Below are 23,088 nucleotides of genomic sequence, written 5' to 3'. Positions count from 1 at the left end.
CGTGTCCGCACCCGGGCTTCGCCCGGGTGGGCCCGGCGCTTCGCGCTCGGGCCGGCACCACTCCGCTTCGCTCCGTGGTGCCGGTGGGCTGAGGTCTGATCACATCGCTGAGTAGGCAAATTGGCTGGCCTCGCGACAGGCTGACTAGGGGGAGGGTGGCCCCGAGGGGGCGCGTGCGGGTCGGCTTCACTCCTGCCCGATTGGTCTAGACCGTGGCCCCGGGTGGACTCTGGCCGACCGAACCGGTCCGGCCGCAGGGTGGCCGTCCGTCAGGAGTGTATCAGTCCTGCACTGTCAGCAGATCCCGCCGTAGGGCGAGTGTGTACCGGCTGATTTTGCGGCTTCTCAGTATTTTGGAGAGCGGCCAGAATTCCTGTCGCTATTGTAGCATTCGGACTCTTCGCATGGGCCGCCTTTCGCGTCCCCTGCAATTCGATGGAGTGTTTCAGAATTCGACTGTCGGGGTTTCCTGCCGTTGGGCGGGTGCGGGTTTTGAGGCCGCTGGTGGTACCCGGGCGGCGGCCGGGGCGGGTACCCGCAGGGTGGGCGGATCTCGTCGGCTTCCTGGTCGGTGGCGGTGCCGGACAGACAGCTGCTGGCAGGTCGCTGCCCGGAGGCCAGCGGCAGGTGCAACGCGGGGGGTGCAACACGGGCCGTGGAGCCCTCTGCGCATGCATTTCCGCAGGTCAGGGGTGCAACGCTGTCGTTGTGTTGCACCCCGCGTTGCACCCGTGTTGCACCCCGCGTTGCAGTGCCGGCCCCGCCCGACCGGTGTCCCGTGCCACCGGACCTTGACCGATTGCCACCGAAGGTTGACGGAGAGCGGTTTGTGTCATCAAAGATTGACCGCCCAGGTCAGGACTTCCTGGTCTCATTGGATCTGGCTGTTCTCACCGGACCCGTGATGGTCGTTCCATGAACCCACCCGGCGCCCGCCGGGTCAGTCCGGCCGGCCCCGCCCCGCGAACCGCGCTGTCAGGCACCGACGTGCATACTTACCGGACGATCAGTAGGACGTAGGGGGGATGACGCGGTGAAACTGGCTGAAGCGCTTGCGCAGCGCGCGGCTGCGGTGCGGCGGGTGGAGCAGTTGCGGGCGCGCGTCGTCGGCAGTGCCCGCTACCAGGAGGGCGAGGAACCGGCCGAGAACGCGGCGGAGGTCCTGGCCCAGGCCGGAGAGGTGCTGGACGAGCTGGAGCGGCTGATCCGTCAGATCAACCGGACCAACTCCACCGCGCTCATCGAGGGCGGCGGCACCCTTACCGACGCCCTCGCCCGCCGGGACGTCCTGCGGCTGCGCCACTCGGTGACCACCGCGGCTGCCGACGCCGCGTCCGGGCGCGACCAGCGCGGAGCCGTACGGCAGTTGCGGTCCGAACTCAGGATCCTCTCCGCCCTGCCGGTCGCCGAGCTGCGCGCCCAGGCGGACGTCCTGGCCAAGGAGATCCGCGAGGTGGACACCCTGATCCAGCGCACCAACTGGGAGATCGACCTGATCGAGGACTGATCCCACGAGCGGGGTGTGGGAAGCAGGTAGTCGTCACGGAGGCGTGCACAAACCGCGGGTCGGCGGTCTATCCGGCCCTTGGTGCGTGAAGAGCAACGCAGGGGTTCGATTCCTCACCAACAGTGCAGCTCAGCACCGCGTACAGGTGACAGGGCACGCCGCACAGCTCACTACCATGTGCAGATCCGGACGACGAGGGCGGGAACGGGGCGCCCCACACCCGGTGCGAGGGCCGTGCGACCAGCACGGCCCTCGCATCTACTCCACCCCAGAGCCACTCAAGAAGCGCCATCTGGAGCCGTCGTGGCACCCTTCCGCCGGACGGTCCTCCAGGGCGCCGACCTGGGCGGTCAATCTTCAGTGACACAAACCGTGCCGTGGTCAAAGTTCAGTGGCACACGGTCAAGGTCCGGTGACACAGGAGGGTCCTCGGTCAGCTCTCCAGGTAGCGCTTGAGGACCGCTTGCCGCAGCCACTGGTCCTCTTCCTCGCGGGCTGCGAGGACGGCGCGGCGGCGGGCCCGGCCTGACTCCTCACGGACCCGCCGGACCTCGGTGTCGAGCTGGTTCTGTACGCAGAACTCCCTCCGGAACAGATCGGTGACGGCGGCGCGCAGCTTGCGGCCCGCCGGTCGGCGGGTGCCTCGCAGGTGGCGGCGCAGCGTGGTGGGTCGCGTGTTGAGGAGGTGGGCGAGGAGGTTCAGGGCGGTGTGGGTGGCGGTGTCCGGGCGGTGGAGGTGGCCAAGGTCGAGTGGGCCGTGGGTGTAGTGCTGGAGGAGGGCGAGGAGATTTTCTCTCGTGGTGCGGGGTTGGTCGATTGTGCAGCGTTGCGCGAAGGGTTCGTGGAATTGGCAGGCGACCGGGGCGCTTTTTGTTGGCACGGCTCAGTGTGGCCCTGGGGTGCCTGTGGAAAGGTGCGAACCCGCCCATCCTCAATTGGGTGGGCGGGTTCATAATGCACGCGTTTACGTTCTGCGCTTTCAGCGCTTGTCTGGCACTGATCGGCCGCGTGGAATCTGTGTGATATCGCGGGGAGTTTCTCCGCTGCTTCTGGCCTGCTTCGGCCAGCGCTTTGCGTGGAGGAGGCGCACCTGCCACCACGGGTCGTCGTCGGGCGGGCCGTTCTTCTCGGCGCGGCGGAGGGCGCGGGCGGTGGGCAGCTCCAAGATGATGGGGCGGCCCGTCGCGGCGCGGCGGCCGAGCTCGCAGGAGGGGCATTCCAGGCGGTCCGGGTGGGTGTTCTCGTCCAGTTCGTGGCTGGAGTCGTGGGCGCCGCCGAGGGGGCCGTGGCAGGTGTAGCAGGGGTGCAGGGCGTCGTTGTGGGCGCGGGCGGCGAGCAGCTTGGCGCGCTGTTGGGCGTCCAGGGCGTCCTGCTCGGCCTTGGCCGCCGCCTGGGCGTCGGCGCGCTCCTGGTCCTGGCGGGCCTTGCGGCGCTTGCGGATCAGGTCGCGGTCGGGCTTGGGGTCGAGGGCGTGGGCGAGGTCGGTCCAGGTACCCAGGCCGTAGCGCCACCAGGTGTCGGGGCCGAGGAAGCCGCGTTCCAGGAGGCGGTCGGTGGTGGTGGCCAGGACGGGGATCTTGCCCTTGAAGGTCTGGTACTCCACTCCCTCCTCTTCGTGGTAGCGGCCTTCCCAGTGGTAGCGGGTGGCGGCGCCGAAGGCGTCGATGCGGGCGTACAGCCCCTTCTCGGTGAAGCGGGGCCGGCCGCCCTTGAGGCTGCGGTCGAAGACGAACAGGACGGGCGGGCGCGGAACGTCGGTGTGGTGGTAGCCGTAGCCGGGGGCCGTGAGGGAGCCGTAGGTGATCTCGAACTTCGGGCGTTCGTGGTGGCCTTCCTTGACGAGCTTGCTGAACCCCCGGTGGTAGTTGTCGAGCTTGCCGGCGACCTTGTTGATGTCGGTCATGGTGCCCCGGTCGACTTCCACGAAGAGCACGGGGTGGCCGAACTCCGGCAGGCGTACGACGGCGTCGGGGATGACGGTCTGCTTGCCGGTGATGGGGTGGGCGACTTCGGTGGCCCAGGCGTCCAGGCCGCCGGGCAGCGGGCCTTCGTGCAAGGCGCGGCGGGGTGGGGCCTGGCGGTCGTCGGTACGGGGTGGTGCGCCGTGGGTGGTGGTGCCGGTGACGGCGCTGATGATGAACTCGTTGACGAGCATGGCGTGGGGTGCGCCGGTCTCTCCGGCGCCCCGGGCGTGGCCGCCCATCTCCCGGTCGTCGCCCAGGGCCTCGGCGGCGGCGAGCAGCCCGGCCGGGGTGAGGCCGAAGATTTTTTCTCCGGGTCCGCTGCTCCTGGCGCCGAGGGCGGAGCGGGTGGCGGACTGGGGCCGGGCGTCGGGCTGGAGGGCGCCGATGGTGCTGGTCCGGCCGCGTTCTTCGACGAGCTTGTGTTTGATCAGGTCGCGGACGGGCCGCGAGCGCACGGGCCACCGCCCCGAACTCCTCGTCGCCACCCGCCTCGCCGACTCCCCGGAGGCCGTCACCGCCGTCGCCCCGGCGACGAAGGCCGTCACCGGCGAGGAGCCCGGCCTCACCTCCGCCGCCTGGGAGGACATCCCCGGCCACCGGCACCACGTCCTGGTGTGCCGCGGCCCGCGCTGCGCGGCCAGGGGCGCGGAGGAGACCCTGCGCGGCCTGAACCGCGAACTGGCCGCGCGGGGTCTCGGCGACGACGACGTCCTCGTCACCCAGACGGGATGCCTGTTCCCCTGCCACCAGGCCGCCGTCGTCACCGTGCAACCGGACGACGTCTGGTACGGCGGCGTCGACCCGGACGCCGCCGTCCTCATCGCCACCGAACACCTCGCCGCCGGACGGCCGGTCGACTCCCACCGGCTCCCCCGCCACCGCAAGGAATCAGCGGAGCGCCACGACACCTGACCGGGATCAGGAACGGGCGCGGGTCCCACGCCTCGCGTGCGGGACCCGCGCCCGTTCCGACGTCGGGATCAGAAGTCTCCGATCCCGGCGATCTCCAAGGGTGTGCTGACGTGGACTGGGTTGCCGGTCTCGTCGAGGACGTCCCGTCGGGTGCGGATGCGGTTGGCGTTCATCAGCCAGAGCTGGGTCTCGCCGGTGCTGGTGTTGCGCCAGAGGATGTCCGGGCTCCCATCCAGGTCGAAGTCCTTGGCGCCGACGATCTGCCAGGGGGCTCCCACGCGGGCGGGGCTGCCGTTCTCGTCCAGCACGGTCTGCCGTTCGACGATGCGGCGGCTCGTGTCCAGGACCCACACCTGGGTCTCATTGGTGGTGGAGTTGTGCCAGACGATGTCCGGGCCCCCGTACCGGTTGGGGCCCGTCACGCCTGTGATCTGCCAAGGGGCACCCACGTGGGTGGGGTTGCCGCTTTCGTCGAGGACGTCCCGTCGGGCGGCGATCTGCCTGCCGTGCATCAACCAGATCTGGGACTCGCCGGTGCTGGTGTTGTGCCAGAGGATGTCCGGGCTCCCGTCGCGGTCGAAGTCCGTGGTGCCGACGATCTGCCAGGGTGCTGCGACGTAGACGGGGCGGCCGCCCTCGTCGGTGACGGTCCCCCGGCCCATGACGGTGCCGAGGAAGTCCAGATCCCAGATCTGGGTCTCACCGGTGTCGGCGTTGTGCAGGAGGAGGTCCCCCACGGCGTTCCGGTCGAAATCGGCAGTGCCGACGATGTGCCAGGGCGCGTCGATGACGACGGGGCTCTCGCCGGGATTCTCGACCACGCTCCTGCGGGCGGTGACGCGGTCGGCCCCGTCCATGAACCAGATCTCGGCCCCACCGCTGTAGCGGTTGTGCACAAGAAGGTCCGGGTGCCCGTCCGCACTTCGAGCCGAGGGTGACCCGCTGTCTCCGGTCCCGTGCGGCGCGCCTTGCGCGGGGCCCGCGCTCAGCGGCGTCAGAGCGGTGACAACGGCGATGGCCGCGCCGATCAGGGCCGCCTTCGTTCTTGGCATGGTGGTTCCTCCTGTGTACGCCCACGGTCTGACGAGAGGAGGCGCTCCTGCACCGGACCGGTACGCGAGCCCGCTGGTGCTTCGGGGCGGAAGTGCGCTGTCTCGTGCAACGGGTTCTCCCACGGCTTCCACCGCCGGTCACGGGCACCGGCCCGAAACCATCCGAGTGCAGGCAGCACACCTCCGCCCCGGGGGCGGCTACTTCCAGTCGAAGCGGTAGGCCCGGTAGCTGTTCACCCCCTCGGGGAAGCGGGCGTTGAAGAGCAGGTCGCCGGAGCGGCTGAACTCGGAGACGTAGGGCTGCGATCCCCAGCCGACGAGGAGGTCGCCGTTGCGCAGGGTCTGGGCGTTGCGCTGGGTGAGGGTCCCGACGTGGCGCAGCGCGGCGTTGGCCGTGCGGGCGGCCTCCAGTTGCTCTTCGGCCTCCCGTTCCAGGCGTTCCTCGCGGTCCTGGTGGCAGGTCCAGCAGCGGCCGCCGGGTTGGCGGTTCCACTCCAGGCGGCTGCCGTCGGGGCCGTAGTGCCAGGTGCTCTCCTCCTTGGGGACCTTGCCGCAGTCGGCGCAGGCGAGGGTGCGCATCCACTCTCGGTGTTCCTGGCGGGCTCTCTTCTCCCGAGCCTTCTGGCGCTGGTTGTAGGCGGCGCGGTTGTCCGGGTTCTCCAGCGCGTCGAGCAGGGAGTGCCGGCCGGGGCGGCCGTAGCGCCACCAGACGGGGCCGAGGGGGCCGCGGGTGGCCAGCAGCTCCAGGGTGGTCGCGAGGACGGGCACGGCGTCGTCGTACTCGCGCCACCCGTCGCCCTCGTTCTCGTCTTGGGCACTGTCCACCACTGCCCGCGGCTGGAAGTGGTGCAGGAAGAGCTTCAGGTACCGGCCGCGGATCCCGCACAGGGTACGGCCCGCTCCCCCGGCGTGCTCGACACCGGGCACGCCTTCGACCGGTCTCCGGCTCCGGCTGTGCTGGTCCTCGGTGTCCCTGCTGCTCCTGTCCCTGTTCGGTCTCTGCTGCGCCTGGTGGTGGTGTTCCTCCCCAACGTGCCGGTGGACAACCCCGGGCACTCAGTTCTGCATCAGGGCTGGCCGTCACCGTGCTCCCGCAGCCACTTCGCGGCGTCGTGGATCTCGTGCACCCGGTGGCCGGTGACCTCCTCGAAGAGGTTCATGTCCCCGGTATCGAGGGCGATCAGGATCGCGGTGCCGCGCAACGCGGAGGCGACGTTCAGCAGGTCCTCGTCGCTGTAGTCCTGCATCCGCCAGCCGAGAACGCCCATCCGCTCGGCCAGCAGCCGCAAGGCCCCCGAGGCGGCCATGGCCTGGCGGAGCTTGCCGCTCTCGCCCGCCCGGGAGAACTGGCACTGCGCAACGTCGTTCAACGCCTCATGGTGGAAGACACCCGGCTGCTCGGGAACACGCAGCGGCCGCCCGACGGCACCTGAGCCGCTCGCTCCCGCTGGTTCACTGCGGTCGCCGCTCGAAGGACAGGCCCCCTGGCCTTGGCCGAGCTACCCGGCGCGGGCTCTGCGGATTCTGCCTCTGGCTGGTTCCGTGCCGCCGCCAGGGTGGTTGTCGCGGGACATCCAGCAGCTTTGGCGTCGTCTGACGGCTGCTTCTGTTTGCCTGTGTGCATACATTTTCGCTGGTGGGAGAGGGTGTGGTCGGCGGTGCGTGTGCGCAGGTGGGGCACGGTGTGGGTGGTGGGGGCGGCGTGCCTGGCTCCCGCTGTGGGGGCGCCCTCGGCGGTGGCGGAGGTGACGGCGACGCGGGTGTCGTGGCGGGAGGTACGGGACAGTCCGGGGGTGTACGAGATTCCGCTGCCGGCCGGGATCAGCAGGATCACGGTGGACTTCTGGGCCGGTGGCGGCGGAGGCGGCGGCGGTACCGGGGGTGCGGGCGGGGGCGGGGGCGCGTCGGGCGGCTACACCAGCATGGGCCACGGTGGGGGCGGAGGCGGCGGAGGCGGCGGCGGTATCGGGGGGTACGGCGGCGGTGGGGGCAGTGCCGGTGCGCACGTGCTGTGCCAGGGCGTCGACCTGCCGGCGGGATCGGTGCTGATCGTCACGGTCGGCAAGGGCGGCGACGGCGGCAACGGCAGCGACGGCGGCAACGGTGGGGACGCCAGCAAGCAGGGCGCCGACGGCTGGGTCGGCCACGTCTCGGAGGCGGCCGGCAATGGCGCGGACGGCACGGACTCGACCGTGGAATACCGGCCCGGCGTTGTCGGGCCGGCCACCGGCAAGGTCCTCATCGCCAGGGCGGGCGGCGGCAAGGCCGGCCGGGCCGCGTGGAAGGACGGCAATCAGGGCGGCGACGGCGGCCACAAGGGCAACGGCTCCTCCCCCGGCACGGGTGGTGTGCGCAAGGATCCCAACACGGGTCAGGGATACGCCGGAACCCCTGGCGCCGCGCCCGGCTCGCAGAGTCCTCTGGTGGGGTGTCTCACCGGGATCGCTCAGCTGGCCTCCGGCGGAGGCAACCCGGGTGCCGGGCCCGCCGGGAAGGACGGCCATGAGGGCGGTTCGAGCAGCGGGGGCGGCATCGGCGGGGCCGGGTCCGTCAACGGCGGCGCTGGAGGCTACGGCGGCACAGGTTCGCCGGCCGAGCACGGCAAGGGCGGCGACGGCGGCAGAGGCGGCAGCGGTGGCAGGGGCGGCCGCGGCGGCGACGGTGCGTCCAACTCGGCCGGCCCGCAGACTGGAGCCGCGGGTACCGCGGGTACGAACGGCGCCCGCGGACAGGACGGCGGCCACGGATACGCGGTGATCACCGCCGGGTGACGGACAGCGCGCGAAAGCCGACGCGGCCCAACGGCCGTGTCAGGCAGGCGCCTGCGGCCGACCACGGGGTGGACTCACGGGCCCGATTGAGACCGGACGTGCAACGGCTTTTGCCTCTGGTGCGCACGAGCCTTGTGCGTGCCTCTTCTGATGGTGCGGTCTGGGCCGTTGGCCACGAGGCGGCCACTGATGGTCCCTGCAAACCTCATCACCGCGGTGAGCGGAACCGGCGTCTGATGGTTGCCGACACCGGGCTGCTTGGCGCCCCTCGCTCTCGGAGGGCTGAGCCAGATCGCCCGGGCAGGTCGGCGGCGCCTCCGCCGCGGGAGGGCTGCGCCGTGAGGGTGGATTCGTGGGACACCGTTCCGCACCCGCTCAAGGCGGCTGCCGATCCTGCTTGTCTGTGTGCGTAGTCATTGGCGATGCAGGGTGGTTGACGATGCGTGTGCGCAAGTGGGGTGTCGTGTGGGTGGCCGGGGCGGCGTGCCTGGCACCGGCAGTGTCGGTGCCCCAGGCCGGGGCTGCGGTTACGCAGGCGCGCGCGGTGTGGCGGGAAGTGCGGGATACGCCGGGGACCTACGAGATCGCGCTGCCGAACGGGATCAGCCGGGTCGACGTGCAGTTCTCGGCCGCCGGGGGTGGGGGTGGCGGTGGCACGGGCGGTGCAGGCGGGGGCGGCGGCGCCTCCGGTGGCGACGTCAGCGGCGGCTGGGGCGGCGGCGGAGGCGGCGGCGGAGGCGGCGGGATCGGCGGGTACGGCGGTGGTGGCGGCGGGCCCGCGACGCAGGGGGTGTGCCGGGGCGTGAATCTTCCGCCGGGCTCGGTTCTGGTCGTCACCATCGGCAAGGGCGGTGACGGCGGCAAGGGCAGCAGCGGCGGCGACGGCGGCGGGGTCAGTGGCGATGACGCGGACGGCTGGGTCGGCTACCCGTCGGAGGCCGCCTCGAACGGCGCCGACGGGACCGACACCGTGCTGAGGTACAGGCCCGGGGTGGTGGGCCAGACCGCCGGGGAAGTCCTGATCGCCACGGTGGGCGGGGGCAAGGGCGGGCGCGCCGCGTGGAAGGACGGCAACCAGGGCGGCGACGGCGGCCACAAGGGCAACGGCTCCTCTCCGGGAACGGGCGGCGCCCGCAAGGAACCCACCATTGGCCACGGCTACCCGGGCACCTCCGGCGCAGACGGGGACGGGGAGACCGGCTTCCCGGGCTGCGCGCTGTACTCGGACGCCTCCCCGGCCGAAGGAGGGGGCATTCCGGGAGCCGGGCCCGCAGGAGGCGCGGGCAAGCCGGGCCGTTCGAGCGGCAACTCCGGCGACGGCGGACCAGGGGCGTGGACCGGCGGAGATGGTGGAGCCGGCGGGGTCGGCGCCCGGGCCGAGCACGGCGGTGGCGGGAACGGCGGCAACGGCGGCAAGGGCGGCAAGGGCGGCGACGGCGGCGACGGCGCGGTCAACCTCGGAGGCCCGCGGCCGGGCCTTTTCGGCGATAAGGGCGAGAACGGACAGCGCGGCGCCGACGGCGCCCACGGCTACGTCGTGGTCACCGCAGCCTGACCACCGTCCGGGTACGGGCGGGGGATGTTCCAGGCCCGGCCCGCGCTGTGCCGCGGGGCGGGTCGGCCACCGTGATGCAGGAGAGAGAGGAGAGCCGTCGATGCGTGTGCGCGGGTGGAGTGCGGTGTGGGTGGCGGGCGCGGTGTCCCTGGGGCCTGCCGTGTGGGTGCCCCCGGCCCAGGCGGCGATTGCCTTGCCCCCCGGGTGGCGGCAGGTGCGTGACGCACCTGGGACCTACGAGATCTCGCTGCCGGTCGGGGTGAGCCGGATCAGCGTCGACCTGTGGGGCGCCGGCGGCGGCGGGGGCGGTGCGACCGGTGGGGGCGGTGGAGGCGGCGGCGCTTCCGGTGGAAAGGCCAGCTCGGCAGGTGAACTGGGCGGCCTCGGCGGGGGCGGCGGCGGGGGCGGGGGCGGTGGTGTCGGTGGCTACGGAGGCGGCGGCGCTGGCGACGGCGGCCACGTGACCTGCACCGGTGTCGACCTTCCCCCGAACTCACGGCTGATCGTCACCATCGGCAAGGGCGGCGACGGCGGCGCGGGCAGCGCGGGCGGCGCACCGGGCCCCTACAGCCCGCTCAACGACAACGGCTACGTCGGCTACGCCGCGGAGGCCGCCGCCAACGGATCAGAACTCCGCCCAGGCTTCGTCCGAGGTCGGCGACGGTCAGCGGCTCCAGGGCGAAGCGGTCGGCGTACTCGGGAGGTGTACCGAGCGGGGTGAAGCGCCACTTCTCCCGGCGGGCGTTGACGAGCTTCGCCTTCACACCGGCGGACAGGACGTCGATCAGCATGCTCTCCACCACGACGGCGGTGGCGTGGTCGGGCATCTCGGCGACGTCGATCGTGTAGCCGGGGGTGTCCAGGATGGCGGCGAGCCCGGTGTTGTGGGTGTCGGCTGCGTGGCTCTGCGGGCGGTCCTCGTTCCGGCCGCGGCCGATGTAGACGATGCGGTTGCCCCGGTCCCGGACCGCGTACACCACCGGGCGCGGGTCCGGCCTCGACGAAACAGGCATGGCAGGACTCCTGACTCCGGCCTCTGGGACCGGCTCCTGCCGGCGCTCCAGGCGCCGGCGACTGCCCTTGACGCTACATCGGGCAAGCGGGCCGAGGCGGAACTCCAGCTCACCGACGGCACCTGGCAACTCACCGCGACGGACTCCGCCCTGGCCCAGGAGACCGCCCAGACGCTCGCAGCCGCGGTCGGCCCCGCCGAGGAACACGAAGCGCTGCCGAGGATCGAGCGGCTCGCCGCGCTGCGCGAGGCCCTCGCCGCCCTCGCCCTCGCGGTCGCACGCACCCACGGCCCCCTCGCCTGGTTCCTCGCCGACGCCAGCAGCCGACTCGCACCGGTCCTCCACTGGCGGGCCCTGGACGCCCCCGGCGGCCGGTCCTTCGGAACCGTCCTGCCCGCCGAAGACGAACTCGCCGACGCCGAAGCCGCCATCCGCCTCCTCACCGACGCGCTCACCCGCACCAGCCACGACTGACCGAGCACGCGACCGCCGCACTGGGAGGGTGAGAGCGCGAGCGGCAGCACGCGGTGAACGAGGTGCTCGCCGAGGCGGCGGAGGCGGGCCAGCGGGCGGCCGGGTGGGTGCGCGCGCTCGCCGAGCGGCAGGCGCAGAAGCGGCACCACGTCGTGTTGGCGCGGGCCGCCGACGCCGTCGAGCAGGCCGCCGGCCGGGAGGTCGTCCCCGGCGGCGCGGGGCAGTTGACCGAGGAGCTGGCGTACGACCTGTCCGCCGACGTCGTCACGGGCAGCCCGTACGCCGAGGAACTGCCCGAGCTGTCGATGGGCGAGCGGATCACGCTGGTGGCGGTCTGCGCGCTCGCCGCGGCGATGCCCCGCACGGTGCTCGGCAACCTGGAACGTGAGCTGCCCGCCCTGACCGCCACAATGGACGCCACCGTGGAGGCCGTTGTCCTGTCTCGGCGAAGGTTGGGCGATCTCACCGAAAGCTGAGCCGCGCTTGCTTACCTACTTGGGCCGTCAAGGATCGGGCAGGCGCTGGCCCGGCTGAGATCGTCCTCGCTCAGGCCGGGCGCCTGGCTGGTCTCGCTAGTCCCGATGCCGGCGACCTTCTGGCACAGTTTGGCCCAGTTCTGGAGCTCGGTCACCGTTTCCAGAGCTTCCGTGAGGCTGCTCACCGAGACTGTCTTGTTCACGTGGGCGCGCTGATCGTGCGGCAGGTACCGGAGCTCGACGTCCCGGTACGAGGTGTGGACCGAGGACAGGCTCAGGCCGGCCAGGTTCTGGTTGATGCCCTGGTAGACCGCGATGTGGTCGCCCTCCTCGCCGATGTAGTACTGGTCCTGGGTCCACTGGTAGCCGAACAACCCGGCCCCGCCGAGCAGGCCGAGGGCGACCAGCACGGCCACCGAGATCTTGAGTCTCTTGTGGTCGCCCGTCGAGGGTCCCTCGTGGCCGAAGCCCTTGGGGCTGTAGACGGGTGGTTCATTGCGCCGATGGTCGTCGTCGGGCCTCGGCCGGCTCTGTGCGCGCACCTGGGGGCCGGCTACGGATTCGGGCCCGCGTGCGGCCGCGCCGGTCGGCCCCAATGCGCGGCGCCGACTGCGGTCCGCCGCGTCACGGGACGGTCCCACCGGAGGATGAGGCCGGTGGAGTTTGTTTGTGTGGCCGGGCCAGGCCGGTGCCGGGGGGTAGGTGGGGGCGCTGAGGGTCACCCGGAGATCGCAGAGGCGGTCGTGGACCTCTCGTGCGGATTGGGGTCGCCGTGAAGGGTCGCGTTCCAGGAGGTCGGCGACGAGTGCCGTCAAGGGGCGTGGCAGACCGGGACGGAGCGAGTCGAGCTGAGGCGCGTCTTCGTCGATCTTGTGCCGGATGATGGCCAGGGCGTTGTGTCCGACGAAGGGCGGTCGACCGGCAAGCATGGCAAACAGCACTCCGCCGAGTGCGTACAGGTCTGATCGTTCGTCACCGCGCTCGGTGTGGAACTGCTCTGGCGCGCCGTACTCAGGGGTTCCGGCCGGTGCCAACTGGGACGATCGAGCCAGAGTGAACGTGGTCCGGGATAATCCCGCGATCCCGAAGTCGACGACTTTCACCCGCCCGTCGCGGGTGAGCATCACGTTGTGCGGTTTGATGTCGTAGTGGATGACCCGGGCCTGGTGGGCGGCCATCAGTGCCACACAGATCGCTTCGGCGATATCCAGGGCTTGGGCGGGGGCCAAGGTCCCCTGCTCGCTGAGGAGTTCGGCGAGGGTTCCGCCGTCCACTTTCTCCATGACAAGGAAGAGAACGTCCTCGTGCACGCCGCGGTCGTACAGGGCGGCCACATTCGGATGGTTGATCTGCGCTGCTGCCACAGCCTCGCGTTCGAACCGCAGGGGCAGGTCCGCGAACGTCGCTCCGTCGACGAGGAGTGTCTTGAGCGCGATGTCGCGGTGCAGGGTGTGGTCGCGTCCGGCCCATACCTCGCCCATGCCGCCGTGCCCGAGTCGCCTGATCAACTCGTAGCGACCTGCGATCAGTTCTCCGCGCTTCATCTAACCGCCCCCCTGGTTTCCCCACATGCCGGGGAACCAGGATACGAACGGTGAGGTCACGAGAGGACACACAGCAACGGGACGGTGGCCGCCACCCGACTGCCGTCAACCGACCGCGCTTTCCAGGGCGAGACGGCCGGTCCCGGCCTAGGATGCCGCTCCGTCGGCCGCACGGGTGTGCGACCTACCATTAGCCGGTGTCCGACACCGATCTCCCCGCGGACCTGCTCGAACTCCAGCGCCACTGGTACGCCGCCGAGGCCGACTGGGCCGCCGATCCGACCGAGGAGAAACAGGCCGCCTTCGCCGCGGTGAGCGCCGAGCTGTACTCCCACCCGCACTGGGCCGGCGTCGACAACCGGCACCAGGCCGAGATGGAGCTCAAGCAGGCCGGACGCCCGGACACCGCCGCGCCGCAGCCGGCGGCGGCCTGATCTGCGGCCGCGAGCGCGGCACGGCCGGGCCTGCGGGGAACGACGGGGGCGTTCCGCGGGGCCCGGCCGGTGGGAGGCCGGCAGCGCCGAGCCGCGGCGCTGCTGCGCTCGGCGGGCCCTGGGGTGCTGGTGGGACCGCCGTGGCGCAGACACTAGCCCTGCCGATCGACGGTGGCCAGGGGTTTGACCTGCGGGTTTTCGGCCGCGAACATGCCATTCCGGTGCCCGTCTTAGTTGAGCAGAGCAGGAAAAGCAGTGGGGCGTCCACAGGCTCGTTCTTGTCAGCGAGCAGGTCTAGCTAGCCGCACTCGAGAGCTCGGTGTCCGCGACCGGGAACCTGGCCAGGCGTACCGGCCGCGCCGCCTAGAGAGTGAGCGCCAGGGCCCCACACGCCTGGCCGGGCCCGGTCGCCAGGCGGCCGAACACCATCTCCGGGGCTGGAGCGGTGTCAGGAGAGCAGCGAGTAGTAGTACACGGTGAAGGTCGTGGGGTTCCGTTGGTCCACCGTCATCTCGTAGGTGCGGCCCTGCTCACGGTTGTGCTCGCCGCGGTAGCCTTCGACGCCTGCGGTGAATAGCGACAGTTTGGCGATGTCCCATTCGAGGTGTGCCGCGATCTCCTGCTGCACGCCCAGGTTCCTGCCTCGGCCCTGCCGTATGCCCTGTCGGACAGGAATGCCGGAAGTCTGTCGGCAGGAAGCGAGAAGGTCAGGTAGTAGGCGCGACGACCGTCGTCCTCGTCCTCACCGCAGGAGAGGACCGTGGCGTCCGGCGGGGGTGCCACACCGTCCTGTGTCCTGATGGTCTGGAGGTCGGTGTCTGCGCAGGTATGGCCGGCGTCGTTCGCGATCCAGGAGTAAGTGAGGCCTGCGCAGCGGGCCAGCAGTAGGCCGGACACGACGGCCGGCCACACTCGAAAGGAGCTCACAGCTTCCTCTTCTCTTGCGGGGAGCGGATTGGCCGGCGGGTGTCGGCGGTGGGGATACAAGGCGTCGCGTCGGCAGCGCGCCACGCCTTCGCGCGCTCCTCCGGATGTCGGCAGGTACTTCCTCCGCAGCCGGTGTCCGCCGGCCAAGTTCCGCCCGCGTCCTGGCAGTGGACAGGCGCAGGTCGGTCGCCATGACGGCGTGGATCCACCCCTGTGACAAGCCACCGCCGGGCGGCTCCTGGCCCTGTTCGGACTGCCGGCCCTGCTACTGCACGGGGGCGAGGATCCGGGCCACCAGGTAGACCACGACCGAGATGCCGAAGAGCCCGGCTGCGGCCACCGCGATCCCCTTGCCAAGGGTGTCCGGCATGGTGTCCGGCATGGTGTCCCCGAAGGCCGATCGGATGCCGGCGTCCCGCGCGCGGTCGGCCGCGCGGAGCAGGGCCCGCCCGGCCCACACGGCGAGGAGCAGCGGGAGCACGAACGCCCCCAGGGCGGCCAGGTCGGCGGTGGCAGCGGCCGTGCCGACCTGGTGGCCGTGCCCGTCGGAGTCGTACTGCATGGGAAGCCGGGTGCCGTCGGGCTCTTGGAAGTCGATGGTGATCGACGGGTCCACCGTCAGGCCGTCGTCGGATCGGAACACTCCCGTGCAGAGCAGCCTGGGCTTACTGGTGCTGGTCGGCCGGACGTGGTCGCAGTGGCTCACCGTGTACTGGCCCGGAGTTCCGGCCTGTCTGGTGGTATACGGGAGGTCGCCGAGTTGTGCGGCCACCCCGTACCCGCCCAGACCGAGCAGGAGCAGGACGGCCAGAAGCAGCAGCGCGAGCCCGCCCGGCGTGGCCGGTGTCCCGGCCCGCGCCCGTTGGGCGGCGAGCTTCGGCTTCGTCGGTGCGGCCATTCCCGTTCCTTCTCCCTGTGATGCTCCGATGGCCCGCTGACGGCGGGTCAGGCTGCCTGTGGTGCGGCTGCCGCGGCGAGGGCGTTGAGTCCGTCCACGCTGCTGGCGTGGGTGGGGGCCCAGCCGAGTTCCGACCTGGCCTTGTCGTTGGCCAGGCGTAGGTTGGTCGACATGATGGTGTGCGCGAGTGGTGCGGGCCGGAGCAGCCACAGAGGGACGGTTCGGGGCGTCGGCGTGCCGAACGCGTCGGCCACCGCGCGGATGTGGGCGCTGAAGCCGAGCGGGGTGTCGTCGGCGATGTTGTACGCCTCGCCGGCCCGGCCGCCCTCGATCGCGGCGGTGACGGCCCGGGCCGCGTCATCGGCATCCACCCAGGACAGCGCGCGACCCTGGTCAGCGACGACGGGCAGGGCCCGCTTGCGCAGCATCGGCAGCACCGTGGTCTCGGTGACGCCCGCGCCGTAGAACATGCCGAAGCGCAGGCTGACGGCTTCGATGCCGTCGGCGGTGAAGGCGAGCTCCTCCTTGGTGCGCATCGCGCCGACATGGCGTTCCAGCCATGCGTTGGGTTGAGCCGGGGCGAAGGCGTCGCGGTCTTCGGTGAGCGGCCGGTCGCCGTGGTCGCCGTAGCCGTAACCGAACATCATCGACTCGACGACGATCCGGCGGGCACCGGTTTCCCGGGCCGCGGCGATCAGGTTCGGTGTGCCTTCGCTGCGAAGGAGGTTGGTGGCGGCCATGTCCTGATGGCGCATCATCGTGCGGCCCTGCAATGCGGTGGCGGCGTGCACGACCACGTCGAAGGAGAGTCCGTCGACCGCGCGCAGCACGGCTGTGCGGTCCAGCAGGTCCGCACGGACGGTGTTGCCCGCGCCGCGCCCCAGCCCCGTGACCTGGTGGCCGGCCGCGCGGAGCTCCCGGGTGATCTTCCCGCCCAACAAACCGCTCGCCCCCGCCAGCAGTACCTTCATGGTTCTCTCTCGCTTTCGTTGAGGTGTCGAATGGGTCAGTTGCATTCGTCTGCTGACGAATTGCACAGCTTCACGTCGTGGATCCCGGGCAGGGCGGCGATCCGCTCGCGCAGGGCCTCCAGCTCGGACCGCGGGGTCCCCGGGGTGAATCGGACGGTCATCCGCGCGAAGACGTGCTCGACGCGGGCACGGGCCTGCTTGTGCTCGCGGTTGTGCTCCGCCTGCCACTCGGTCAGATCGCCGCCGCGAGGTTTGCGGTGTGGGATGACGAGCCGGGTTCCGGGGTAGCCGCCGTCGGCGATCGTGGTGGTCTTGCCGACGGCGGCTGCGGCTCCTGACTCCTCCCAGGCCTTGCAGTCGTTGCGGTTGCCGGGCAGGGGTCTGCCGATCGCGACGACCAAGCGGATGTGGGCGTCGATGACGACCTGGTGGTTGGTGGAGTACCGGTAGTTCTTGGACTGCTCGGCGACGGTGTGGTCACGGGTGGGCACCAGGGTGCCGTCGACGATCAGCACGGTGCCCGGGCGGAACCGCCGCCGGGGCTTGAGTGCCAGCAGCGGGCCGACGTGGTCGATGATCCGGTCGGCCGCTGACTTGGCCACCCCGAACAGCGGCGCGAGCTGCCGCAGCGTCAGGTTGGGTGCGCCAGTAGGCCGCGACGAGCAGGACCCGGTCCTCCAGCGGGAGGCTCCACGGCCGGCCCGGGCGCGTGGAATCGGCGCCCTCTCGCCCCAGCATCGTGATCAGCTTGCGGAAGTCCCGCGGGCTCAGCCCGGTGAAGGGGGCTATCCAGGACGGCTCCGACGCCGTGATCACAGCAGCCATGGCCGTGATCATCCCACCTCGGCGCGGGTCGACCGCAGGTTCCGTCATCCCCGCTCCGACCTGTCGGCCAGGCGGCGGTACCACCAGAACTGCGTGCGCCACTGACGTCGGTGCGCGAACGGGTCAGGCAGAGTGCGGCGCATAAAGACCGCATCCAGAGGCATCAGAAGCCGGCCGAGCTCGGCGCGAGGTCGTTCCGGCAGTCTGTCCAGGGCTTCCTCCAGCACGTCGCGTGCGTGCCTGACGTCGTCGAAGGAGCACCCGGGGCACGAGCAATGCGACTCCTGCGGGTACAGCGGGCGTCTGCCCGGTGGGTGCAAGAACCGGCGGTAGCGCCGCAGTGCCCGGTCGGTGCCGCCCGGGTAGATGTAGAAGCTGGGGTTCAGGTACTCGACCCGGTGCACGGCCAGGCTCGCCCCAGTGGAGAGCCCGTGAATCCGGAATGGCGGGACTGGCCCCCAGATACGGGAGACCGGTCGTTCAGCGCGCAGCGCGCGTGGCCGTCTACGCGGCATCGGCCTTTCGACACATGATCATGGGAGCCATGATGCCAGGTGCGGCTGCCATGCCGCACCCAGTTTCGACCTCTGCACACAGGCTTTCGGGCCCGCGAGGACAGTTGCGGGACAGCCCTTAGCTGTCCATGAAGGTGGTGACGTCCTCGATTCTCTGGTCGAAGGTCACGCTCACCACGAGCCTATATGGCACGACGTGCACTGATCTGTCTGGAAGTGCCACGCGGGCTTCACCGTCCTGCCAGATACGCTTCCACCCCAACACGATCTGCAACGCAGTGCGTTCGGGGACCGTGACGCTGATCTCTTCTTCGAACAGGTGCGTACTGCCGATTGCGATCGAGAGCGTGCTCTGCAGTTCGGCTTCGATGCTCCCCTTCACCGAAAGCCATAGAAGGTGCGCAGCCGCCTGGCCGCCCGTGGTTTGGCTGCGACTCTCACCCAAAGTCAGAGCGCGGGTCCACTCGCGAGTGGCTTTCAGGCTGCGTGTGACAGGGGCCGGGCTGGTGCGGTTGTCGATCAGCCGCACGTCTTCGCCGAGCTGTTCCTCGGTGCGCATCGTCCGCGTGAGCCCCAGGACCTGGGCATTCGCAGCCTCAGGGCCAGAAGGCTCGGGCATTGAACCGCTGCCGATGCGGCGCAGCATGATCGGCGTTGTTCTCCATAAGCTGTTGGGGATGTCGCACTCGAATCGGACGACCTCACCCAGGGCTACCTGGATGTCAAACTTCTGACTGTTCTTCACATTTGTGCTCGAGCTGAGCAGCCAGCGTACTTGCACGCGATGGCGGCCCGGCTGCACAGCGAACGCGACTTCCCCTTGAGGGGGTAGCTGACCGACGCGAACGTCGTCGATCCACACAAAGGGGATGTTACCCGACCTGTTGTTGCGGCATATTTGCACCACTCCACCAGCAGCAGACAAATCGTCTTGACGTCTCATCAGATCAGCATGGCAGTCCTCGAGAAGCTGAGCGTCAGGAACCCGTCAAGGGGTCTGTACGGCGTGGCCCTTGGCCCTCTCGTAGGCGCTCAACGCCATGTCGGCGGCGTCGTCGGGGTGGCCCTGCAGCATGCTCTGGAGCGCCATGGTGCTGAGAACGTAGGCGCCCATCTCGACGTTGGCGCCGGCCTTGGACAGGCGCAGTGCCTGGATGAAGTGCTGCTGGGCGACGTCTTGCCGACCGCTGTCGAACTCGGACCAGGCGACACTTCACCACCCCTCGGCGCCGACGACCCGTAAGCCGCGGGATGGAGTGGACCGGACCTCAATGGCTGACAGTCCAGCGTGCGACGGTCACCCGGGGTACCGGTACCTCACGTCATAACGGGACGTCGTTAAGACACGCGCCGTCCAGTAGTGCGGTGGTCACCGTCCCGGCGAGTGCCGTTACGAACGGTACGAACTGGCGGGGGTCGGCGTGTTCGGCGATGCGGAGGGTGAACTCCTTCGGATACCCGGGGCCGCGATGGGTCATCTCGTCATCCAGCAGGATGCGGGCGAACAACGCGGGTGTGACGGTACGCCACCGTTGCCGGGTGAAGCTTTGGTAGACGATCTCGGTTCCGAGTTCGGCGAAACGCACCGAATCGGGCGGCCACCCGCCCACTGTGAGCGTCAGGGTTCTGTGGTCGGATGGCCGGCCGTCGTACGACCGGAGCCGCCAACGATCCGCCGGGTTCGCCCACGGGAGCGGTGGAGGGGTGACGGCCGGTGCCGGGAGGTCCTCCGGCCAGGTGAGGACCACCGGCCACCCGGTCACGAACTCCGAGGAGCCCGCGTTGTAGGTCTCCCTGCCGGGATTCCCGGCCGCGAGAAGGGCCGCTCCGACGCGCTCGGCCGTGGTGACGATCTCCTGCTCCGCGGCGTGCCGCGCCCGGGCGTTCACCGTTGCGCACAGCAGATTCCGCCACCAGGTCGGGAAGGTTCCGGCGCCCGCCGTCTCCTCCACGCGGCGGCGGGCCGCCGGCTGCCAGGCCACCCGGCTGCACCCGCGACCATGGAGGACAACCAAGACCTTCGCCAACTCACGTGCAGTGAGCGGAGATTGTGTATGACTGGCGACATCGTGCACCATCACGCGGAGGACGTCCACATCGAACTCCCAGGCCAAGAGCCGCAGATCGGCGGCCTGCACCGCGGCGGCCTGTCGCTTGCTCCACTCCTGGAACACGGCGTACCGGACGGCCCGGTCGGCCTTCTCGCGGGCCGCAGCCCGTTCCCGGGCAACGCGCTCCTCCTCCCGCACGATGGCTGTCCGCGCTTCGATCTGCTCCAGCACCGGCCGGTAGGCCGCGGCGGCAGCCGCCATCCGGTCCGCGTACGCCTCCTCGGCGCTGCGCCTACGGCGCGCCCGTCGCGCGACGGCCCCGGGCAGGGACCGCGTCAGCCCCCGTCGAGGCGCCCACCGGGCCATGGCCTGCCACAGCTCGTCGGCCGCAGCCTCCGTCTCCGCGATGTAGGCGACGGCGGCGTCACGCCAGATGTCCACCTCCCCGGGCGTCACCCTCACCTGGACGCTGTCGGCCGTGTAGTCACCGAAGGACCGCCAGGGCTCCCGGCTGCGGGCGCCGTCGGGCATCAGCTCGCCCTCGACCCAGTACACGAGACACTCCGGCACCGCCGAACTCGGGCCGCGCCAGGTGTATTTCGCCACCGCCCTGTGCTGTCCGGACATCACCGACACCTCCCCGCTGCGGCACCCGCCCCCGTCCCCTACCCGTCTCGCACGCGGAGACACCGCCTCATCACCGCTGTGCGCATTCCAGCCGGCCGCTGCCGCGCTCGGCCGTGACCTCACCGCGGCCGCGCAGGAGCGGCCGCTGCCCGGGTGGGCAGCCGACGTCGGCCGCAACGAGGACGTCCGCTGGCGCCAGTCCCGCACCGCGCCAGACACCGCAGCCTGTCAGGACCGGCTTCGCCGCACCACGGGGCGGGCAGGCCGGGCCTGCCCGGGACCGCGCAGCGCGAAGGCCGCGGTGCGGGCGCGCTCAAGCCAGTTCATGACCTGGCGCAGCGTCGCAGGGCCGAGGTGGCGGGTGAGGTAGCGGACGGCTTGGTGGTCGTCGTCGGTGAGCGTGTGGAGGCCGGCGCGCTCGGCTCCTGGTCATGGACCGGACTCGCCGCCGCCATCAGCCGCTTCGACACCGACATCGACGTCATCGGCCCACCCCAACCGGCCACCGCCTTCGCAGACCTCGCCGCCCGCTACACCCGCGCCGCCGCAGGACCAGAGACCGGTCCGACGCCGTGAGAACGAAACCCGGCCCGCCAGGCCAGCCCGTCGAACATCCGCCACAGACCCACCGCTGATCCCCGCACGACGCCCGAAGGGCTCCGCACCGCAGCCCGGGGCGCACACAACGGCGGGCCGAGCCACCGCCGGTCCGCACCACCACACCCGATGAATCCCCAGGCGGCCTCGCCAGCGGCGCACAAAGACGCCGGGTCAGCCGCGTTGAATTACGATTCCCGCCGTACTAGTCGCCGCACAGGGAGCACCCGATGGCAGCCGCCGCCCGTCAGCTCGACCACCCGGAGGTCACGGCGATCTCGCTGGCCGAGGTCCTGCACGCCCTCTCGGACCCGCACCGGCTCTCGGTCGTCCGTGATCTCGCGGCGGCAGCACCAGCGGCCGTGGCCTGCGGAGAGTTGGATCTCCCCGTCAGCAGGTCCACCTACACGCACCACTTCCGGGTGCTGCGGGAGTCGGGCCTCATCCGACAGCGCTACCAGGGCACCTCGATCCTCAACCAGCTGCGCCGCGACGAGCTGGAATCCCGGTTCCCCGGCCTGCTCGACAGCGTTCTGCTGGCCGCCGACCGCGAGCGGGGTGGACACTGACCCCGGAATATTACGGCGATCATCGTAGTACGATGATCGCCGTAATATGAGCGGGCGATCGGAGCATCCTGTGGCAGTGGACACCTCGGAACGGCACTTCACCTTCCTGCGGGCCGGTGGTCGCCCCGGCGGCAACACCGAGGCACTGAGCCGCCGCGCCGCGGCCGGACTCCCGACCGGTACCGTCCAACGCTGGCTCGATCTCAACGACCTGGCGCTGCCGCCGTTCCAGGACCGGCGGCACGACGACAGCGCTGCGGCACACGTCCCGACCGGCCACGAACGCACCCTGATCGACGCCACCCTGCTCTGCACCGACCTGGTCATCGTCTCCCCGGTGTACTGGGGAGGCCTGGCCGCCCCCGGCAAGCTGTACCTCGACCACGTAGTGAACTGGGTACGCCTGCCGGGGCTTAAACTCCGCTCCCGGATGCGCGGCAAGACACTCTGGGGCGTCGCGGTGCTCAACGGCCCCGGCCACGACGACGCGAAACCGATGGCCGATCTCCTCGAAAGCGCAGCCGACTACCTGAACATGCACTTCGGCGGCCTGCTGCTCGGCAACGGCGATCGCCCCGGCGACGTCCTGAACGACGCCCGGGGCATCGAAGAAGCCGACCGCTTCTTCAGCCCGCCCAAGGACCCAGCGCCATCCGCCTGACGGTCCGATCGCCGGACGCCCGCCAAGGCCGAGCAGGAGCTCGCCTCGGTACCGGTGAGCTCGCGTATTGAACTGTCGCCAGTTCGCTGGGGCGCCCGCCCTCATCGTGACTGTCTGTGTCATCCGCTGCCATTTAGGTCATCGCGAACCGCATGCGCTCTCCTCCGGCAGGCGCTGCGCGATCTCGCGCTGCACGGCTTGGTCGCATCCGACGGCGACACCAAGCACCGACACAAGACCTGGCGGCTGGACCCGCCTTGTTCGACGCCGCCCCGGGGCGCAGCAGGCGCTGGAGCCGGTCGGCAGTGGCGACCTGAGCACCCCGAGCGCGCCGAGGACATCGGACCGCAGCGCGGTGGTCGAGCCGTTCGGGTTCGCAGACCCGCGCCGGAACGCGGTCCGTCCCGGCCGGGACGGACCGACCGACCGACCGACCGACCGGTTCAACGACATCGGCCTGGTGAGGCTCGTCGCCCTGCTGTCTGTCGAGCGCACCGGTCCGGGCGCGCCGGCTGTCCCGGGGCGAACCGGCACCAGAGTGGTCAGCCTGCGCCGCAGCGGCGGCAGGGTCGTTGCCACGGCCGGCAGGACGCGGTGGTACTTGCGGGCACGATCGGCGTCGCCGCCGTACACGGGCGCGTAGCAGGCCGGCCCCGAGCACGGTGTCCAGGATCTGGCTCCCAGAGGGTCCGCCTGGACCGAAGCCGCCGGCGAAATCCTCGGCAAAGTCGCCGCCCACTGCCGG

At 70.8% G+C, this 23,088-nt stretch carries 23 protein-coding genes and 1 pseudogene; 10 read left to right on the top strand and 14 right to left on the bottom strand.

Going from position 1 to position 23,088, the window contains the following annotated elements; all coding sequences use genetic code 11:
• Window positions 1-1,033 precede the first annotated feature (1,033 nt).
• Complete coding sequence (locus ACIRD3_RS37185) at window positions 1,034-1,507, top strand: DIP1984 family protein (RefSeq protein ID WP_402225663.1); 474 nt, start codon at window positions 1,034-1,036, stop codon at window positions 1,505-1,507.
• 433 nt (window positions 1,508-1,940) lie between these two features.
• Here the strand turns inward: ACIRD3_RS37185 and ACIRD3_RS37180 are convergent, their stop codons facing one another.
• Both ACIRD3_RS37180 and ACIRD3_RS37175 read right to left on the bottom strand, forming a co-directional pair.
• On the bottom strand, window positions 1,941-2,387 hold the full coding sequence (locus ACIRD3_RS37180; protein ID WP_402225662.1) for a hypothetical protein: 447 nt from the start codon (window positions 2,385-2,387) through the stop codon (window positions 1,941-1,943).
• A 99-nt stretch (window positions 2,388-2,486) separates the two neighbouring features.
• A complete protein-coding gene (locus ACIRD3_RS37175) occupies window positions 2,487-3,926 on the bottom strand; it encodes a replication-relaxation family protein (RefSeq protein WP_402225660.1) in 1,440 nt (479 codons plus the stop codon).
• On the opposite strand from ACIRD3_RS37175, the gene ACIRD3_RS37170 reads away from it, so the two are divergent.
• Window positions 3,895-4,383: a (2Fe-2S) ferredoxin domain-containing protein gene (locus ACIRD3_RS37170; RefSeq protein ID WP_402225658.1), complete on the top strand. Its 489-nt coding sequence runs from the start codon at window positions 3,895-3,897 to the stop codon at window positions 4,381-4,383. The genes ACIRD3_RS37175 and ACIRD3_RS37170 overlap by 32 nt on opposite strands.
• A gap of 68 nt (window positions 4,384-4,451) precedes the next feature.
• On the opposite strand, the gene ACIRD3_RS37165 is transcribed toward ACIRD3_RS37170, so the two are convergent.
• The 3 genes from ACIRD3_RS37165 to ACIRD3_RS37155 form a co-directional block, all read right to left on the bottom strand.
• The gene (locus ACIRD3_RS37165; RefSeq protein ID WP_402225655.1) at window positions 4,452-5,279 is read right to left on the bottom strand and encodes a hypothetical protein; all 828 of its coding nucleotides are present in this window, start codon (window positions 5,277-5,279) and stop codon (window positions 4,452-4,454) included.
• 354 nt (window positions 5,280-5,633) lie between these two features.
• The gene (locus tag ACIRD3_RS37160) at window positions 5,634-6,362 is read right to left on the bottom strand and encodes a hypothetical protein (RefSeq protein WP_402225653.1); all 729 of its coding nucleotides are present in this window, start codon (window positions 6,360-6,362) and stop codon (window positions 5,634-5,636) included.
• 140 nt (window positions 6,363-6,502) lie between these two features.
• Window positions 6,503-6,805 (bottom strand): hypothetical protein, encoded by a 303-nt coding sequence (locus ACIRD3_RS37155; RefSeq protein ID WP_402225651.1) that lies wholly within the window; start codon window positions 6,803-6,805, stop codon window positions 6,503-6,505.
• 423 nt (window positions 6,806-7,228) lie between these two features.
• On the opposite strand from ACIRD3_RS37155, the gene ACIRD3_RS37150 reads away from it, so the two are divergent.
• Window positions 7,229-8,206 (top strand): hypothetical protein, encoded by a 978-nt coding sequence (locus ACIRD3_RS37150; RefSeq protein WP_402225649.1) that lies wholly within the window; start codon window positions 7,229-7,231, stop codon window positions 8,204-8,206.
• An 802-nt stretch (window positions 8,207-9,008) separates the two neighbouring features.
• Window positions 9,009-9,761, top strand: a complete 753-nt coding sequence (locus tag ACIRD3_RS37145) for a hypothetical protein (protein WP_402225647.1) — start codon at window positions 9,009-9,011, stop codon at window positions 9,759-9,761.
• A 575-nt stretch (window positions 9,762-10,336) separates the two neighbouring features.
• On the opposite strand, the gene ACIRD3_RS37140 is transcribed toward ACIRD3_RS37145, so the two are convergent.
• Entirely contained in the window at window positions 10,337-10,588 is a 252-nt protein-coding gene (locus tag ACIRD3_RS37140) for a hypothetical protein (protein ID WP_402225645.1), read from the bottom strand.
• A gap of 72 nt (window positions 10,589-10,660) precedes the next feature.
• On the opposite strand from ACIRD3_RS37140, the gene ACIRD3_RS37135 reads away from it, so the two are divergent.
• Together ACIRD3_RS37135 and ACIRD3_RS37130 are read left to right on the top strand one after the other, a co-directional pair.
• On the top strand, window positions 10,661-11,248 hold the full coding sequence (locus tag ACIRD3_RS37135) for a hypothetical protein (RefSeq protein WP_402225643.1): 588 nt from the start codon (window positions 10,661-10,663) through the stop codon (window positions 11,246-11,248).
• Window positions 11,249-11,301: 53 nt separating this feature from the next.
• The gene (locus ACIRD3_RS37130; RefSeq protein WP_402225640.1) at window positions 11,302-11,724 is read left to right on the top strand and encodes a hypothetical protein; all 423 of its coding nucleotides are present in this window, start codon (window positions 11,302-11,304) and stop codon (window positions 11,722-11,724) included.
• An 11-nt stretch (window positions 11,725-11,735) separates the two neighbouring features.
• Here the strand turns inward: ACIRD3_RS37130 and ACIRD3_RS37125 are convergent, their stop codons facing one another.
• A complete protein-coding gene (locus tag ACIRD3_RS37125) occupies window positions 11,736-13,268 on the bottom strand; it encodes a serine/threonine-protein kinase (protein ID WP_402225637.1) in 1,533 nt (510 codons plus the stop codon).
• Window positions 13,269-13,465: 197 nt separating this feature from the next.
• On the opposite strand from ACIRD3_RS37125, the gene ACIRD3_RS37120 reads away from it, so the two are divergent.
• On the top strand, window positions 13,466-13,702 hold the full coding sequence (locus ACIRD3_RS37120; RefSeq protein ID WP_402225635.1) for a hypothetical protein: 237 nt from the start codon (window positions 13,466-13,468) through the stop codon (window positions 13,700-13,702).
• A gap of 448 nt (window positions 13,703-14,150) precedes the next feature.
• Here ACIRD3_RS37120 and ACIRD3_RS37115 read toward each other — a convergent pair whose 3' ends face one another.
• From ACIRD3_RS37115 to ACIRD3_RS37085, 7 genes and pseudogenes are all read right to left on the bottom strand, one after another.
• Entirely contained in the window at window positions 14,151-14,330 is a 180-nt protein-coding gene (locus ACIRD3_RS37115; protein ID WP_402225633.1) for a hypothetical protein, read from the bottom strand.
• 564 nt (window positions 14,331-14,894) lie between these two features.
• Window positions 14,895-15,527, bottom strand: coding sequence for a hypothetical protein (locus tag ACIRD3_RS37110; RefSeq protein WP_402225631.1), 633 nt, complete (start codon window positions 15,525-15,527; stop codon window positions 14,895-14,897).
• 47 nt (window positions 15,528-15,574) lie between these two features.
• Window positions 15,575-16,543 carry an NAD-dependent epimerase/dehydratase family protein gene (locus ACIRD3_RS37105; RefSeq protein ID WP_402225628.1) on the bottom strand — a complete coding sequence of 323 codons (969 nt, stop codon included), beginning with the start codon at window positions 16,541-16,543 and terminating at the stop codon, window positions 15,575-15,577.
• Window positions 16,534-17,323, bottom strand: a pseudogene (locus tag ACIRD3_RS37100) (transposase). Before ACIRD3_RS37100 ends, ACIRD3_RS37105 begins: the two are co-directional and overlap by 10 nt.
• A 633-nt stretch (window positions 17,324-17,956) precedes the next feature.
• Complete coding sequence (locus ACIRD3_RS37095) at window positions 17,957-18,700, bottom strand: hypothetical protein (RefSeq protein ID WP_402225626.1); 744 nt, start codon at window positions 18,698-18,700, stop codon at window positions 17,957-17,959.
• 126 nt (window positions 18,701-18,826) lie between these two features.
• Window positions 18,827-18,952: a hypothetical protein gene (locus ACIRD3_RS37090; RefSeq protein WP_402225623.1), complete on the bottom strand. Its 126-nt coding sequence runs from the start codon at window positions 18,950-18,952 to the stop codon at window positions 18,827-18,829.
• Between the two features lie 208 nt (window positions 18,953-19,160).
• Entirely contained in the window at window positions 19,161-20,516 is a 1,356-nt protein-coding gene (locus ACIRD3_RS37085; RefSeq protein ID WP_402225621.1) for a hypothetical protein, read from the bottom strand.
• Between the two features lie 354 nt (window positions 20,517-20,870).
• On the opposite strand from ACIRD3_RS37085, the gene ACIRD3_RS37080 reads away from it, so the two are divergent.
• The 3 genes from ACIRD3_RS37080 (at window position 20,871) to ACIRD3_RS37070 (ending at window position 22,343) form a co-directional block, all read left to right on the top strand.
• Window positions 20,871-21,092 carry a hypothetical protein gene (locus ACIRD3_RS37080; protein WP_402225619.1) on the top strand — a complete coding sequence of 74 codons (222 nt, stop codon included), beginning with the start codon at window positions 20,871-20,873 and terminating at the stop codon, window positions 21,090-21,092.
• A gap of 251 nt (window positions 21,093-21,343) precedes the next feature.
• Window positions 21,344-21,682: an ArsR/SmtB family transcription factor gene (locus ACIRD3_RS37075; RefSeq protein ID WP_402225617.1), complete on the top strand. Its 339-nt coding sequence runs from the start codon at window positions 21,344-21,346 to the stop codon at window positions 21,680-21,682.
• Between the two features lie 76 nt (window positions 21,683-21,758).
• Window positions 21,759-22,343 (top strand): flavodoxin family protein, encoded by a 585-nt coding sequence (locus tag ACIRD3_RS37070; RefSeq protein ID WP_402225615.1) that lies wholly within the window; start codon window positions 21,759-21,761, stop codon window positions 22,341-22,343.
• Window positions 22,344-23,088 lie beyond the last annotated feature (745 nt).

The sequence above is a fragment of the Kitasatospora sp. NPDC093550 genome, assembly GCF_044764985.1.
In the GTDB taxonomy this organism is placed as follows: Bacteria; Actinomycetota; Actinomycetes; order Streptomycetales; family Streptomycetaceae; genus Kitasatospora.
The sequence above is the reverse complement of the archived record's forward strand: the minus strand, read 5'-3'. Positions and strand labels throughout refer to the sequence as shown.